Origin of the sequence: Bacteroides sp. GM023 (assembly GCF_014750685.1) — a bacterium.
Taxonomy (GTDB): Bacteria; Bacteroidota; Bacteroidia; order Bacteroidales; family Bacteroidaceae; genus Bacteroides.
Genome location: NZ_JAAXGE010000005.1, coordinates 290,608 through 306,249 on the forward strand (window position 1 = coordinate 290,608; position 15,642 = coordinate 306,249).

Genomic DNA, 15,642 nt, shown 5'->3' on the forward strand with positions numbered 1-15,642 from the left:
TTATGGATGAACTAAGGAAAATTTAACGTGTTCCTCGTCGTATTGTAACTAATCCCATACTTTACTACAACTATACCCGCACTTCGCCTGGTGTAAGCCCGCGTTTGACTGATGTTGAGCCCACGTTTCAGCGAAGCTCATCCCACACTTCACCAAAGCTCACCCCACGTCTTAAAGGTGACGAGCCCACATCTTGGCGAACTCTGAAAGCCACCCTTTATAATACTTCCGTCCTAAGGGTGTGTACTCCCATTATTTTTTGTAATTTTGCGGTGAAATTTTATAGGTATGACAATAACTGAATTGCAACGATTATACGCTGCCCATCCCAATACGGCAGTAATGAAGCGCTTGTTGAAGGACACCTCTGTTCAGACTATTTTTTGTGGTGGACTGTGCGCTTCTGCTGCTTCCCTTTTTTCTTCCGTATTGGTGCAAGAGGGTGGTTGCCCGTTTGTTTTTATTTTAGGTGATCTTGAAGAAGCCGGATATTTCTATCACGACCTGACACAGATATTGGGTACGGAGACGGTGCTTTTCTTCCCCTCTTCTTTTCGTCGTTCCATCAAGTATGGACAGAAAGATGCGGCCAATGAGATTCTGCGTACGGAAGTATTGAGCCGTTTGCAGAAAGGGGAGAAGGGACTGTGTATCGTTACCTATCCGGATGCGTTGGCGGAGAAAGTCGTGTCCCGCAAAGAACTGAGCAATAAAACGTTGAAACTGAACGTAGGCGAGAAGGTAGATACTACTTTTATAACGGATGTTCTGCATAGCTACGGTTTTGAATATGTGGATTATGTTTATGAACCGGGACAGTATGCCGTTCGGGGTAGTATTATCGACGTTTTCTCTTTTGCTTCGGAATATCCCTACCGTATCGACTTTTTTGGTGATGAAGTAGAAAGTGTCCGTACCTTTGAAGTTGAAACCCAATTATCCCGTGAGAAGAAAGATGGAGTATCTATCGTGCCCGATTTGGCCGTGACAGGTGATGTGACTACTTCTTTCCTTGATTTTATTCCGAAAGATACGACTTTGGCAATGCGTGATTTTCTTTGGTTGCGCGAGCGGATTCAAGTGGTGCATGACGATGCGTTGACACCGCAGGCGATAGCCGTTCAGGAAGCCGAAGAGAATGGCGGTATTACATTAGAAGGAAAGCTGATAGACGGCAGCGAATTTACAGTGCGTGCGCTTGATTTCCGACGTTTGGAATTTGGTAATAAGCCGACTGGTACGCCGAATGCCAGTGTGACTTTCAGTACTTCCGTCCAGCCTATCTTTCATAAGAATTTCGATTTGGTAGCTGGTTCTTTTAAGGATTATCAGGAAAAAGGATATTCGCTTTACATCTGTAGTGACAGTATGAAGCAGACGGATCGTATCAGGGCTATTTTTGAAGATCGCGGTGACAAGATACAATTCACGCCTGTTGAACGTACCATTCATGAAGGATTTGTGGACAACACTTTACGGCTCTGTATCTTTACAGACCATCAGTTGTTTGACCGTTTTCATAAATATAATCTGAAAAGCGATAAAGCCCGTTCGGGAAAAGTGGCTCTTTCATTGAAAGAATTGAACCAGTTTACTCCCGGTGATTATGTAGTACATACGGATCATGGTATCGGTCGTTTTTCAGGATTGGTACGTATTCCGAATGGAGATACTACGCAGGAAGTTCTGAAACTGGTCTTTCAAAATGAAGATGTAGTATTCGTCTCCATACACTCTCTGCATAAAGTTTCCAAATATAAAGGTAAGGAAGGCGAAGCACCACGACTTAATAAGTTGGGTACGGGTGCTTGGGAGAAGCTGAAAGAGCGTACAAAGAGCAAAATAAAAGATATTGCCCGTGACTTGATTAAGCTATACTCACAGCGTCGTCAGGAGAGAGGATTCTCTTATAGTCCCGATAGCTTTTTGCAGCGTGAGTTGGAAGCATCCTTTATTTATGAGGATACGCCGGACCAGAGCAAAGCGACTGTCGAAGTAAAGGCGGATATGGAAAGTGACCGACCGATGGATCGCCTGGTCTGCGGAGACGTAGGTTTTGGAAAGACGGAAGTGGCTATCCGTGCTGCTTTCAAAGCTGTGGCAGATAATAAACAGGTAGCTGTCCTGGTGCCGACAACGGTACTTGCTTACCAGCATTTTCAGACCTTCCGCGAACGTCTGAAAGGATTGCCTTGTCGGGTGGACTATTTAAGTCGTGCACGTACGGCTGCACAATCCAAAGCAGTTCTAAAAGGATTGAAAGAAGGAAATGTCGGTATCCTTATAGGTACTCATCGTATCTTGGGGAAAGATGTTCAATTTAAGGACTTGGGACTGCTGATTGTTGACGAAGAACAGAAATTCGGAGTTTCCGTAAAGGAAAAGCTACGCCAGTTGAAAGTGAACGTAGATACATTGACAATGACTGCCACCCCGATTCCACGTACTCTTCAATTCTCATTAATGGGAGCGCGTGACTTAAGTGTTATTTCCACGCCGCCACCCAACCGTTATCCGATTCAGACCGAAGTTCATACTTTCAATGAAGAGGTAATTACGGATGCGATTAATTTTGAAATGAGTCGTAACGGGCAGGTTTTCTTTGTTAATAACCGAATCGCTAATTTACCGGAACTAAAAGCGATGATTGAAAGACACATACCGGATTGCCGTGTGGCAATCGGTCATGGACAGCTGGAACCGTCGCAACTGGAGAAAATTATCCTGGACTTTGTCAACTATGATTATGATGTGCTTTTGGCGACGACTATTATCGAAAGTGGTATTGATATTCCGAATGCCAATACAATTATCATCAATCAGGCACAGAATTTTGGATTGAGTGACCTTCACCAAATGCGTGGGCGAGTGGGACGTAGTAACAAGAAAGCCTTTTGTTATCTGATGGCTCCGCCATTGAGCAGCCTTACCGCAGAAGGAAAACGACGACTTCAGGCGATTGAAAACTTTAGTGATCTCGGCAGTGGTATCCATATTGCCATGCAAGACTTGGATATTCGTGGAGCTGGAAATTTACTCGGTGCGGAACAAAGTGGATTCGTTGCGGATTTGGGGTATGAAACGTATCAGAAGATTCTTTCCGAAGCTGTCCATGAACTGAAGAACGACGAATTTGCAGATTTGTATGCCGATGAAATCAAAAGCGAAGGACAGATTAGTGGTGAAGGATTTGTTGATGAATGTCAGGTGGAAAGCGATCTCGAACTTTTGTTACCTGCTAATTATGTAACCGGTAGCAGCGAACGTATGTTACTCTATCGCGAACTGGATGGTCTGACATTAGACAAAGATGTAGATGCCTTCCGTTCCCGACTGGAAGACCGTTTCGGCCCTGTTCCACCGGAAACACAAGAGTTGCTGCGTATCGTTCCTCTTCGTCGCCTGGCAGCACGTTTGGGAGCGGAAAAAATATTCCTGAAAGGCGGACGCATGACCCTGTTCTTTGTGTCCAATCCGGATAGTCCATTCTATCAGAGCCAGGCATTCGGTAAGGTGATAGACTATATGATGAAATATACACGGCGATGTGATCTTCGCGAGCAAAATGGAAAACGGAGTATGCTGATTAAGGATGTATCGAATGTCGAGACAGCAGTCTGTGTGTTGCAGGAGATTGTGGCATTGCCGGTAAAAGAAGGATAAATGAATAGTTATTCGAATGACCGCGGGAAGGAAAAGCTCTTCTTTGTATAAAGAAGAGTTCCTTCGGTGATTTCAGGATGGAGGATTTGTTTTCTTTTATCTTTTTCCTCTTCCTTTTCCCCTTTCCTTTTCTGATTCTTTCCCTTTTCCGTATAACTTGTCTATCAAGTCCGAACGTCCGATACGTCTCAACTCATTAATAATGTTTTTCCGTTCTTCCGGTTTATACCAAAAGAAGAACTGACGTTGGGAAAGTTTCTCCCGTTGGGTTTTAGCACTGAATATCGGTTCTAATGTGTATGGATGAAACCCGGTATACCATGCTTCGGTAGCTACTGTCATTGGAGTAGGAGTGAAGTCCTGAACTTGTTCCAAATGGAAGTCAAGCTGTTTGGTGATGACGGCAAGCTCTGCCATATCTTCTTCCTTACAACCCGGATGCGAAGAAATAAAGTAAGGTATCAGTTGCTGACGCAGATTTTCCTCTCTGTTAATACGGTCGAATATTTTCTTGAATGTTGTAAACTGTTCGAAAGATGGTTTGCGCATAATGGATAATACACGGTCACTGGTATGTTCGGGAGCCACTTTCAAACGCCCACTAACGTGATTGATAATCAGTTCGCGAGTATATTCGGCAGTACTGCGATTTGTTTCAGGGTCTTTACTTTGATGAAGTAACAAATCATAGCGTACTCCACTTCCGATAAAGGATTTCTTAATACCGGGTAAAGCATCTACCACATAATAAATATCCAGTAACGGGCGATGATCGGAGTTTAAGTTCGGACAAACTTTCGGATGAATACATGACGGGCGTTTGCACTTCTTGCAGATAGATTCATCTTTCCCTTTCATCTGATACATATTGGCCGAAGGACCACCCAAGTCACTTAAATACCCTTTGAAGTCCGGTAACTGAATAACCTCTTTTACTTCTTTCAGAATAGACTCCTTGCTACGGCTAACGATAAACTTTCCCTGATGTGCGGAAATAGTACAAAAAGCACAGCCACCGAAGCATCCCCGATGGATATTAATGGAAAACTTAATCATATCATAAGCCGGAATCCGTTTGCCTTTATATTTAGGATGCGGCATACGGGTATATGGCAAATCGAAAGAACGATCCAAATCCTTTTGGCTCATAGGTGGATATGGCGGATTGACTACTACAATCTTATTCCCGACAGCTTGTGTGATACGTGAAGCCGAATATTTATTAGATTCTTCTTCAATATGCCGGAAATTGCTGGCTTGTTTTTTCTTATCCGTCAGACATTCTTCATGTGAATAGAGCTGAAGATCGTCTTCGGCAGAAGTCCACTCTGTCTCACGGCAAAGGTAAGCTGTTTGTGGAATCGTTCCGATGATTGTTTTGAATTTACTGCTTGTCAATGAAGTTTCTTCATCGGTGAGCAGGCTTTTCATATTCTTCACCAAGTCTACCAGCGGTTTTTCCCCCATCCCGTAAATAAGTAAATCCGCACCGCTTTCACATAATATACTCTTTTGTACTTTGTCCTGCCAGTAATCGTAATGACTTAATCGTCTCAAACTGGCTTCAATACCGCCCAGTACAACAGGAACATCGGGATAAAGTCTTTTCAGAATTTGGCTGTAAACAGTCGAAGGATAGTCCGGGCGCATATCCGGGCGGCCGTCCGGGGTATAAGCATCTTCGCTGCGCAGTCGTTTGTTGGCTGTATATTTGTTTACCATGGAATCCATGCATCCGCCGGAGATACCGAAAAATAGACTGGGACGTCCCAGTTTCTTGAAATCACGCAAGTCATCACGCCAGTTAGGTTGAGGTACGATGGCTATTTTCAAACCTTCCGCTTCGAGAATACGCCCTATAACAGCAGCGCCAAAAGAAGGATGATCCACATAAGCATCCGCGCTGAAAAGAATGACATCCAATTCATTCCATCCGCGAAGTTCTACTTCTTTCTTAGTAGTGGGTAACCAATCAGTCAAACGATATTCTTTCATGCCGCAAAGATACGGATAATAAAAAACATCCCAATGATTTTTTTATTCATTGGGATGTTTAACTTCAATCATTGGGATATTTTTTCAAAACTTCTCATTGATTGTGAACTCTAATGTCATTTGTTCTCCGTCATAGATTTCACGAAAACCGATACCTTGCTCGGAAAGATACTCCTTCAAGTCCTGAAATGCGTCGGAATGGTTCATGATAATCTCTATCGTTTCACCGGGAGAAGCACCGCATATGGCTTTTATTGCAGGAATCAGCGGGCTGTAAGCTGTCGTTCCGCAGGTATCTACCGTAATCATTATTCCTCCTCTTCTTCCGCTTCCGGACTGGATAGCCAGGTGAGATAGAGTTTGATAAGCTGTTGCAAGCCAAATGCCTTCATATTATTGTGATAAATCACATCAATGCAAAGATCCAGCAAGTCTTTACTGTCTTCTTCCTGACTGGCGATGAGGGAACGGATGTTTAGTTTCAGCTTGTCCAGTACGCTTTCATCTACAATACCGGTGCTGTCAATGAGATGGCGGAACAGTGCATATTTTTCAATTGTTCTCAAGTTTTCGTTAGATACTTCTATGCTGCGTGTACCGCTGGGATTTGCTTGTATAGTATACATTGTTTTTTAGTTTTAAGGGTTATTACAGTAGCAAAGATAGAATTTAAAATGAGAAACAGATTAAAAAAAAAGATATTTTTTATTTCTGAATAAAGAATTCCAATATGCCTGCCATAATCGTTGCCCGGTCAGCTTCCGACTGGATACTTTCAAAAGGAAAGCCCAATACGAAAGTGCGGTAGTTCCCTTTATAAGCGATACCTGCACTCTGGTTACCGGGAGCATATGTGAATACCGGAAAAGCAGTATCTACCGGAACGATGCAGTCCGGTGCGGGGACAGCGTAACTATCTTCATTGGGGACACGCGGAATAGTAATCGTGCGTCCCAATCCATTAATCCGGTTCGAAGTCTTATCCGTCAGACTGCTCTGATAACCGTATTTCAATGTCTTCTCCGTAAACTCCCGATTTCCTTGTGTGCCGCTCATATCGCTTCCCACATATGCTCCGCTGACGAATAAGTTACCGCTTGACTGGCAATAGCTGGTGATAATCCGTTGCATGGCCGAAGAGAATGTCTTATAATATGCTTTGTTTACAGGATCTTCCTTCTCCAGTCCCAGGATATAATCCACAATCGGATAGTCTTCCAGTGATACTAGTCCGTTCTCTACCGCTTCATCACTGCATGACACGAAACTATATTTACCGGCTGCCTGAATAGCCTTTCCATGTATAAAAGGATAGTCAAACGTATTTCCTGCAATTTTCATTCCCTCTAATTCACTTCCGCTATGTCCCAAGCTGCCTTTTCCTTCTTTACCTGCTTGCGAGCGATCGAATCCTACCTGTGCCCCGCTGAATGAGATATTCGACAGATACGGAACTCCGGGATCTTGCTCCAAATCAAATCCCGCTTTATCAAAAGTATTAATAACAGCCGGGCCGCTGATTCTGTCAAATCCATTGATGATTAATACCTTTTCCCGTTCCCGTTTCGCCTTATATGCAGAAAGAATTTCGGAAGGGAAACTTTCTCCACCCCTGTTTACGGCAGTTACTTTAAATGAATAGACAAGTCCCGGTTCTATCTTGACGGTATATGAGGGCTTGCTGACCAATGTTCCATTATCAAAGCCGCCATAACCAATGCGTGTATATACAATGTATTCCCGTGGGCGGGCAGTAGGTTCTTGCGGATCATCTTCCCCTTTCCATGAAAGTTCCAACGTATTCTTCTTTTTACCGAAACGAACGGCGAAATTACTTACAGGCAGTGGTTGTACCACATATTCTTTATCATGTTGGCTGGTGACAAACTGCAAAATACCTTTATAGATGGCACGTCCTACGGTAAACTTGAAATTCGGGTCATGTCCTAACTGCATATCTGCGAAGTTCTGATGAGAAAGCAACTCGATAATCGTAGAAGGAGTGGCGGGAAGTCTCGTCTCGCTATAATTCCGGTTCCACATACTCCGGCGTGTCCAAGGCAGATTATAACTTGAATGAATATCTTTCTGAATCTGTGAAAGCAGAATGTCTGCTAAATCGCGTGATGCATACCGGTCTGTACCTGTATTTAGTTTACCATTATTGAAATCGGTGGTATAAATGCCGAGTGAACCGATCAGTTCATCCGTTTTGCTACATCCTGCATCGCTGTGCAGTGCCATTGTCATTTCCAATGGTACACGTAGTCCCGGTTGGTCCGGATTATAAACAGAACCTCCGGATAAGTAATTGATAGTGTTGGAACGTGTATTTATATCATCCACATAATCATTATCACCTTTACGTCCGGCATATACATCATATGGCATTCCTGCCCATTGGGCAGAGTAACGTGCTCCTTCCAGGTAACGTGGCAACCCACTGATCTTTCCCCCCCGGGAAATATTACCCATTCCCCCGCCGAAACGTACCGCATCGGCACAGACTACGCCGTGCTCACTGCTCTCATTACTTAGTATGACCATTCCATAGTCATTGTTTCCCTTATCAAATTCAAATGTACCGAGATATACCCATGTGCCGCCACCTGTTTTTTGATTTACCTTATATTCGGTAACTCCGCCATTGTGAAAAACGATATACTTGGCGTCACTTACACTATTAGGTAATGTCTGATAAGAAACATAAACGGCATATTCACCTGTTGCCGGCAGGGTAGGTACCCATTCGGCAAATGCCTGATCCTTATTCTTCTTTTTCTTTCTTTCGGTGGAGATGAAACGACAAGTGCCGTCGGCAAAAGGATTTTCCCCATCTCTATAAATCTTTTTCTTTTGGGCGAATCCTTTCACGGGTGCCATCGCCCACTTCGTTTTTTTACTTCCTACTTCCAGGTAGAGAGAAGCGTTGGGCGTATCGTTATCCACTATGATTTCATTCTTTTGTGTATCCCGTTCACGGGGTGTATAAACGATAGCACCTGCATTCTCCAGCATGGGAATCACATAGGGCAGAATGAAAGATTGCGTAAACAAATCTTCTGTAGTGCAGAACAAGCGGGGACGTTGCCATCCCCATTCGTTCTTGTCATTCTTGAAATAGTTGCCATGGCTTTGCCAAATTGCGATGTGACGGTCTTGTAATCCGCGTGAAATATCATTAGGTCGTGAGATGTTCTTCACCCAGGGGGCTCCTTTATAATCGACGTTCAGGGACATTCGCTCCTTATCCTTTTTCTTGTTCCGGTAGAAATTAGGAACCAGTTCTTCAATAGGTTTTCCATCCGCATAAATCGTCAATTGGTAATAGTGGACGGGGCCCGGGAGTAATTCTTTCACCTGGTTGTAAATCGCTTCTACGGTTTCCGGCCGGAAAGGCTGATAGGCGAAACTCTCTGAAGCATAGACAGCAATTGTCTTGCGGTCGTAATTGATGTCGATGCTGTTCAGCTTGGGTGTACTGATTTTAGCTGTTACGGTATATTTGCCGAAATAATCCGTTAATCGTTCTTTTACATTCCTTTCAATATCTTGCGCAAAAAGGAAATTTACGCCGAGTGTAAGGCATAGAAAAAACACTATTATTTTTTTCATCATTCAATTCTTTTAGGTCATTTATCACAGATCGCCCGCAAAAATAAACAAAAAAGAGTGAGAAGTATCCAAACTTCCCACTCTTCTTTCATTGTTTTATATTCTCTTAATTAAGAATGTTTTCTCTTATAGCGGAATGTATTCTACGAATGCTTCCATTGCTTCGTAAGAAGCCAGTCCTAACAGGTCGTACAAAGTAGCTGAACCACGGTTGCGGTCTTCACTGCGTTGCCAGAACAAACGTTCGTCATTACCCAGGAACGGAGCGCTTTCCATCTGAGACTGATGTTTCAGGATAGAGTTGCGTTTTGCACGAAGTTCTTCCGGACTGATAGGCACTGCCATTTCGATATTTTCAATTTCCCATTCAGCCCACGCACCACGATACATCCAGATACGGCAATCCTTCAGCCATTTGGCACCTTCTTCTTTCTCAAGGTCAACAGCGGCAAATACGGCATCCGTACATACACGGTGTGTTCCATGCGGGTCAGCCAAGTCACCGGCTACGAATATCTGATGAGGCTTCACTTCACGGAGCAGGTTACGTACGATTTCCACGTCTGCTTCGCTGATAGGATTCTTCTGAATCTTACCTGTTTCGTAGAATGGCAGGTCAAGGAAGTGTACGCGATCCAATGGAATATTATTATAAGAAGAAGCAGTGCGGGCTTCACCACGACGAATCAGACCTTTGATAGTCAGGATGTCACGGTTGTCCATATCACCGTCTTTCTTATTTTTCAGGAAGTTACGTATTTCCGTATACTTCTCATTGATAATCTGATCCTCGCTATTATTGAAAATCTGATTGAAGCCGTTGATGAAATGCATGAAACGAACCACTTCTTCATCACCTACGGCGATATTACCGGAAGTTTCGTAAGCTACATGTACTTCGTGTTTTTGCTCTACCAGACGGCGGAGTGTTCCACCCATGGAGATAACGTCATCATCCGGGTGCGGAGAGAAAATAATCACACGTTTCGGGAACGGTTTGGCGCGTTCAGGACGATAAGTATCGTCAGCATTCGGCTTACCGCCGGGCCATCCTGTAATAGTGTGCTGCAAATCATTGAAAATCTTTATATTTACATTGTATGCAGAACCATAAAGTGCCAGCAATTCACTCAAACCGTTTTCGTTATAGTCTTTATTTGTCAACTTCAAGATAGGCTTGCCTGTCAACTGACATAACCAAACGATCGCGCTACGGATCAGCTTGTCGTTCCATTCGCAGGAAGTTACCAGCCACGGACGTTGGATACGTGTCAGGTTCATTGCTGCCGAAAGATCGAGAGCTACGTGCGCATTGTTGTGAGTTTGCAGGTAAGATGCAGGAATTGTGTCGGTAATTGTACCTTCCACACATTCTTTAATCATAGCTGCCTTATTTTCACCCCATGCAAGCAGATATACTTTCTTTGCACCGAGAATGGTAGCTACACCCATCGTGATAGAACTGATCGGGGTATTATCCATCGTGCCGAAAATCTTGGATGCTTCATTGCGTGATGCATTATCCAGCAAAATCAGACGAGTGGTAGAATTCAGGCGGGAACCCGGTTCGTTGAATGCGATGTTACCTACGCGACCGATACCCAACAGGGCAATATCAATCCCGCCGAAGCTTTCGATGCGTTGCTCGTACAAACGGCAATATTCAAAGATTGTATCTTTGGCAATGCTTCCGTCGGGAGTGAATATATTCTGCTTGTCGATGTCAATATGATCCAACAACATACTCTTCAAAGCGTTGAAGTTACTGTTGACTGCATCGGGAGACAACGGGTAATATTCATACATATTAAATACGATCACGTTACGGAAGCTAAGTCCCTCTTCCTTATGCATGCGGATAAGTTCCGTATACACATGTCTGGGTGAATCACCACCAGGAAGTGCCAATACGCAGAAGCGTCCGGCTTTTTGCTTTTCGCGGATGGTCTGTGCTATTTCGCGAGCAATGTAGTTAGCGCCTTCTTCCACGGACTCATAAATGTCAGTGGGAATTTTTTCGAGTCTTGTCAAGACTGATTTTTCAAATGCATTCTCCGGTCTGTAGTATCTGGGGGAGACCCGGTGGAGACTGATTTGAGAACTAAGATTTGTTTTCATAAAGTTGTTAATTAAGTTATGTAAGATTAGCGTCCTTACGACTGTATTTTCACGACAAAGATACAAAAGAAGTCTATATTATTAACTACCAAGTTCTAGGTATTGTTGTCGTTTTAATCCGTTTTTAACATTTGTTTTGTTGCGTATCCGACAGATAAAATTCGTCGGCATCTTTCCATACCGGAAACTTCTCTCTGAATTGATTGAGAGAAGCCAGATTGAGTGTTGCCGCAGTTATTCCTTCCTGTCCGTCGGGCAGGGAAGCAACTTCTTCACCAAAAGCCGAGTAAACTTTGCTTCCGCCGTTATATTCCAAATGGTATCCATCTGTTCCTATCCTGTTCACACCGCATACATAACATTGGTTCTCGAGCGCACGGGCACGAAGCAGGGTATCCCATACCAGTCGGCGGGGGATGGGCCAGTTTGCTACATATATTAATAGGTCATATTCGTTATTGACATTCCGGCTCCATACCGGAAAACGAAGATCATAGCAGACAAGCAGACAAATATTCCATCCGCGATAGGGGATAATGAGTCGTTTGTCACCGGCTGAAAAGTGTTCGGCTTCCCGTCCCATGCGGAACAGATGCCGTTTGTCATAATAGAACTCTTCTCCTTCAGGAGTCAGGAAGAATGCGCGATTATAAAACTGCCCGTTATCTGTTGCCATATAACTTCCGCAGATGACCAGTTGGAATTGCGAAGTCCATTGTTTGAGAAGGGTGATGGTCTCACCCGAGTTTTGTTCTGCCAGCATTTCACTCTGCATACTGAACCCGGTAGAGAACATTTCCGGTAAAACAACAATCTCCGTTGTTCCACGAAGGCTTTGCAGCTTTTCGTAGAGCAAACGGAGATTTTCTTGTTTATTTTCCCAAACGATATCGGTTTGTACTATGGAAATACGGATAGGCTCCATAATTTAATACCTCTATACTTAATGTTTAAAGTTCGCCAAGAGCAAAGTTTTCAGGATGTTTCCCTTTAAAGTCCTTGAAGTAAAGTTTGATTTCTTTCATGTCCTTATTAATATCTCCTGAAGGCATGATGGATTTCGTTGACGAAATTGTCTTCTTGTTGTAATCAATACCAACCAGGACGATAGGAACCTGAGCCTTCAATGCAATAAAATAAAAACCTTTCTTCCAGTTTGGGTTTGCTTTTCGGGTTCCTTCGGGGGTGATCGCCAAATGGAACTTCTTGCACTCGGCAAAGTGGCGAACCATCTGATCGACTAACGAAGTTTTCCGGCTACGATCTACGGGAATTCCGCCGACCGCCTTGAAGAAAATTCCCAGCGGAAAGAAAAACCAATCTTTTTTCATCATAAAACTTGTCTTACGTCCTAGGGAACCATAAAACAGTTTTCCGATAAATAAGTCAAGATTTGTAGTGTGTGGCGCGGCACATACCACGCATTTATCATAATTAGGTACCGTAACGTTTGTCTTCCACCCTAACAGGCGGTGATAGATAAAGCTATAAATTGCTTTCTTCATTCTGCTCTTTAGTTCAATTTTCCGATAGCTTCAATAATCTCGTTAACCTTTGCATTAAAGTCTGCACGGAATTTCTTATAAAAACCTTTCACATTTCCCGGTTCGGTATGACTGATGCGTGTTACAAATTCATCTTGCATCTTCAGCACCTCAGCCATTAGTTCATCAGCTTTAGCTTTATCTGTTCCAGGGATAAACATGGTATTGATTAAACACTCGGTGAACAATTCTCCTGCGATATAGTTTACGTTCTTTTTGAGTTCTCTTCTACTTGCCATAATCTTTACATTTAATGGTGAATAATAAAAAATACTTGCGGTAAAGATAGGCACTTTCTTTGATTCAGACGAATAAATAATAGAAAAAAACATTATTGAAGCCTTCATCTTTTAACTGTATCCCTTATCTGATAAGGGGAAAGCAGATGAAGGGTTATTCCTTCACTTGCTTCTTCACTCGAAATTATATCTTTTTGTGTATGTATCATGAATTACCAAAGTCTTCAAGTAAGTATGTACAAATATGGCAAAATAATCTTTCTTCTCTCTGTTCAATGACGGCTTTTCTCTTACTTTCCTTTTTTAATGTTTGCCAAAATCATAAAGAGGCTTATTTTTGTTCTTTCTATTACATTGTATAATATAAAGTAATTAATGATGCAAAAGATGAGTAAAAATGGGTTTAGCCGATGTGCGCGGATGTACATTGGACGTTTGCGAAAAGAGGGGCGGTATTCTACTGCCCATGTTTATAAAAATGCGCTCTTTTCTTTTAGTAAGTTTTGCGGTACATTGAATGTATCGTTCAGACAGGTGACGAAAGAAAGTTTACGCTGTTATGGGCAGTATCTCTATGAATGTGGTTTGAAGCCTAATACGGTTTCTACCTATATGCGTATGCTGCGTAGTATTTATAATCAGGGAGTGGAAGCGGGGAGTGCGCCTTATGTACACCGGTTGTTCCACGATGTTTATACTGGTGTGGATATCCGTCAGAAAAAGGCCTTGCCGGTTGCTGAATTGCACAAACTACTGTATGAAGATCCGAAAACGGAACGTTTACGGCGTACACAGGCTATTGCTGCGCTGATGTTCCAGTTTTGTGGAATGTCGTTTGCGGATTTGGCACATTTGGAGAAATCAGCCGTGGAACGGAATGTCTTGCAATATAATCGTGTCAAGACTAAAACTCCTATGAGTGTGGAAATTTTGGATAGCGCCAAGGAAATGATGAACCAGCTTCGAAGTGAAAAGGCGGCTCAGCCTGATTATCCCGATTACCTGTTCAATATCCTTCGGGGTGATAAGACACGGAAGGACGAAAGAGCTTATCGCGAATATCAGTCCGCTCTCCGATGCTTTAATAATTGTTTGAAGGATTTGGCAAGAGTACTGCATCTGAACTCTCCCGTCACTTCGTATACATTCAGACATTCCTGGGCCACTACGGCCAAATATCAGGGAGTTCCGATTGAAATGATAAGTGAATCATTGGGACACAAATCTATAAAGACTACACAAACCTATTTGAAAGGCTTCGAACTGAAAGAACGTACTGAAGTAAATAGAAGGAATTTATATTACGTGAAGAATTGCTGCGTAGGCAAATGATTTGTAGGCAAAACGCTAATAACCAGGATGAAACTATGTGTGTTACTTCTTAGGTAACGGAATTAAATATGACGCAAAGATAGACAAAAACATAAATAGCAAACAAATATTCTTCCATTTTTTTTCGTTTTATCTGAAACATAGGGCAAAAAAATATCCGAACATGAAATAATACAATCTTCACGCTCCGTTTTTTTATGCCTTGTATCCGGAAGATTCTCCCCTTCGCTAAGGATAAAAACTTCTCTGTCACTGCATTTGTCGATGTTTTTCTCTACTATTTCATTTTGTTTGGTTCTGACTATGTGTTTACTGTTACCTAAGAAGTAATGGAAAAACAGATAGTAAAAATAGTAGATTTATCAATCAGTTGGACAAATCTCTATTGAAAGTATAACATACAAATAAAATGAAACAAACTAAAGCACTGTTCATACTTCTGATTTTTATCTCGCTGACTAATTTGGCTCATGCACAATACTCTTTAGGAACGACGGGACAATTGATGATACCTACTGCCGAAATGCAGGAAACAGGTACATTTATGGGGGGAGCTAATTTTCTCCCTGAAAAGGTTACTCCGTCTGTTTTTAGCTTTCCCACTATGAACTATTTTGTAGACATGACTTTGTTCTCCTTCATTGAGTTTACTTACAGGATGACTCTGCTTAAAATGACGACAGGTATGGGAAGGACAGGTTATCATAATCAGGACCGCTCCAGTACGATACGTATTCGTCCCATAAAAGAGAGCCGTTATTTTCCGGCTGTCGTAATCGGTGCGAATGATCTTCTGATAGAAGGGGCTACTCCATATTGGGGAGCTTATTATGGCGTATTGACTAAAACAATTGATTTTCATTCGAGACACCGGTTGGCTGTTACTGCCGGATGGTATATTCACCAAGGGGATAAGCCTGCATATAATAAAGGACCTTTCGGTGGTATTCGCTATACTCCTTCTTTTTGCAAAGAACTGAAGTTAATGGCGGAATATGATACGCACGGTTGGAAAGTCGGTGCTGCCATGCGCTTTTGGAAACACTTGTCCGTCAATGTATTCACCCGCGAGTTTACCTGTGTCTCTGCCGGTCTGCGATATGAATGTACATTAATACATTAATGAAGATGAAAAA

Annotated in this window: 11 protein-coding genes; 3 read left to right on the top strand and 8 right to left on the bottom strand. The window is 42.7% G+C overall.

What is annotated here, in order from left to right; genetic code table 11:
• Positions 1 to 288 precede the first annotated feature (288 nt).
• Entirely contained in the window at positions 289 to 3,663 is a 3,375-nt protein-coding gene (gene mfd, locus HC965_RS12160; RefSeq protein WP_191031706.1) for a transcription-repair coupling factor, read from the top strand.
• Positions 3,664 to 3,759: 96 nt separating this feature from the next.
• Here the strand turns inward: mfd and HC965_RS12165 are convergent, their stop codons facing one another.
• The 8 genes from HC965_RS12165 to HC965_RS12200 form a co-directional block, all read right to left on the bottom strand.
• Positions 3,760 to 5,658 (bottom strand): YgiQ family radical SAM protein, encoded by a 1,899-nt coding sequence (locus HC965_RS12165; protein ID WP_191031707.1) that lies wholly within the window; start codon positions 5,656 to 5,658, stop codon positions 3,760 to 3,762.
• An 84-nt stretch (positions 5,659 to 5,742) separates the two neighbouring features.
• Positions 5,743 to 5,967, bottom strand: coding sequence for a sulfurtransferase TusA family protein (locus HC965_RS12170; protein WP_191031708.1), 225 nt, complete (start codon positions 5,965 to 5,967; stop codon positions 5,743 to 5,745).
• Positions 5,967 to 6,284, bottom strand: a complete 318-nt coding sequence (locus HC965_RS12175; protein ID WP_191031709.1) for a hypothetical protein — start codon at positions 6,282 to 6,284, stop codon at positions 5,967 to 5,969. Before HC965_RS12175 ends, HC965_RS12170 begins: the two co-directional genes overlap by 1 nt.
• Before the next feature lie 79 nt (positions 6,285 to 6,363).
• Positions 6,364 to 9,273, bottom strand: coding sequence for a xanthan lyase (locus tag HC965_RS12180; RefSeq protein WP_191031710.1), 2,910 nt, complete (start codon positions 9,271 to 9,273; stop codon positions 6,364 to 6,366).
• 126 nt (positions 9,274 to 9,399) lie between these two features.
• On the bottom strand, positions 9,400 to 11,391 hold the full coding sequence (locus HC965_RS12185; protein WP_191031711.1) for a glucosamine-6-phosphate deaminase: 1,992 nt from the start codon (positions 11,389 to 11,391) through the stop codon (positions 9,400 to 9,402).
• A 124-nt stretch (positions 11,392 to 11,515) separates the two neighbouring features.
• Complete coding sequence (locus HC965_RS12190; protein ID WP_191031712.1) at positions 11,516 to 12,316, bottom strand: amidohydrolase; 801 nt, start codon at positions 12,314 to 12,316, stop codon at positions 11,516 to 11,518.
• A 25-nt stretch (positions 12,317 to 12,341) separates the two neighbouring features.
• A complete protein-coding gene (locus tag HC965_RS12195; protein WP_191031713.1) occupies positions 12,342 to 12,896 on the bottom strand; it encodes a 1-acyl-sn-glycerol-3-phosphate acyltransferase in 555 nt (184 codons plus the stop codon).
• An 8-nt stretch (positions 12,897 to 12,904) separates the two neighbouring features.
• The gene (locus HC965_RS12200) at positions 12,905 to 13,174 is read right to left on the bottom strand and encodes a hypothetical protein (protein WP_073348315.1); all 270 of its coding nucleotides are present in this window, start codon (positions 13,172 to 13,174) and stop codon (positions 12,905 to 12,907) included.
• A 378-nt stretch (positions 13,175 to 13,552) separates the two neighbouring features.
• Here HC965_RS12200 and HC965_RS12205 point away from each other — a divergent pair, with 378 nt between their 5' ends.
• A complete protein-coding gene (locus tag HC965_RS12205; RefSeq protein ID WP_191031714.1) occupies positions 13,553 to 14,506 on the top strand; it encodes a tyrosine-type DNA invertase cluster 3b in 954 nt (317 codons plus the stop codon).
• Positions 14,507 to 14,915: 409 nt separating this feature from the next.
• On the top strand, positions 14,916 to 15,629 hold the full coding sequence (locus tag HC965_RS12210) for a YjbH domain-containing protein (RefSeq protein WP_191031715.1): 714 nt from the start codon (positions 14,916 to 14,918) through the stop codon (positions 15,627 to 15,629).
• Positions 15,630 to 15,642 lie beyond the last annotated feature (13 nt).

Excerpts from the sequence above, each read along its gene's own strand:
- mfd (WP_191031706.1), top strand. The coding sequence starts at position 289 with ATGACAATAACTGAATTGCAACGATTATACGCTGCCCATCCCAATACG.
- HC965_RS12165 (WP_191031707.1), bottom strand. The coding sequence starts at position 5,658 with ATGAAAGAATATCGTTTGACTGATTGGTTACCCACTACTAAGAAAGAA.
- HC965_RS12170 (WP_191031708.1), bottom strand. The coding sequence starts at position 5,967 with ATGATTACGGTAGATACCTGCGGAACGACAGCTTACAGCCCGCTGATT.
- HC965_RS12175 (WP_191031709.1), bottom strand. The coding sequence starts at position 6,284 with ATGTATACTATACAAGCAAATCCCAGCGGTACACGCAGCATAGAAGTA.
- HC965_RS12180 (WP_191031710.1), bottom strand. The coding sequence starts at position 9,273 with ATGAAAAAAATAATAGTGTTTTTTCTATGCCTTACACTCGGCGTAAAT.
- HC965_RS12185 (WP_191031711.1), bottom strand. The coding sequence starts at position 11,391 with ATGAAAACAAATCTTAGTTCTCAAATCAGTCTCCACCGGGTCTCCCCC.
- HC965_RS12190 (WP_191031712.1), bottom strand. The coding sequence starts at position 12,316 with ATGGAGCCTATCCGTATTTCCATAGTACAAACCGATATCGTTTGGGAA.
- HC965_RS12195 (WP_191031713.1), bottom strand. The coding sequence starts at position 12,896 with ATGAAGAAAGCAATTTATAGCTTTATCTATCACCGCCTGTTAGGGTGG.
- HC965_RS12200 (WP_073348315.1), bottom strand. The coding sequence starts at position 13,174 with ATGGCAAGTAGAAGAGAACTCAAAAAGAACGTAAACTATATCGCAGGA.
- HC965_RS12205 (WP_191031714.1), top strand. The coding sequence starts at position 13,553 with ATGCAAAAGATGAGTAAAAATGGGTTTAGCCGATGTGCGCGGATGTAC.
- HC965_RS12210 (WP_191031715.1), top strand. The coding sequence starts at position 14,916 with ATGAAACAAACTAAAGCACTGTTCATACTTCTGATTTTTATCTCGCTG.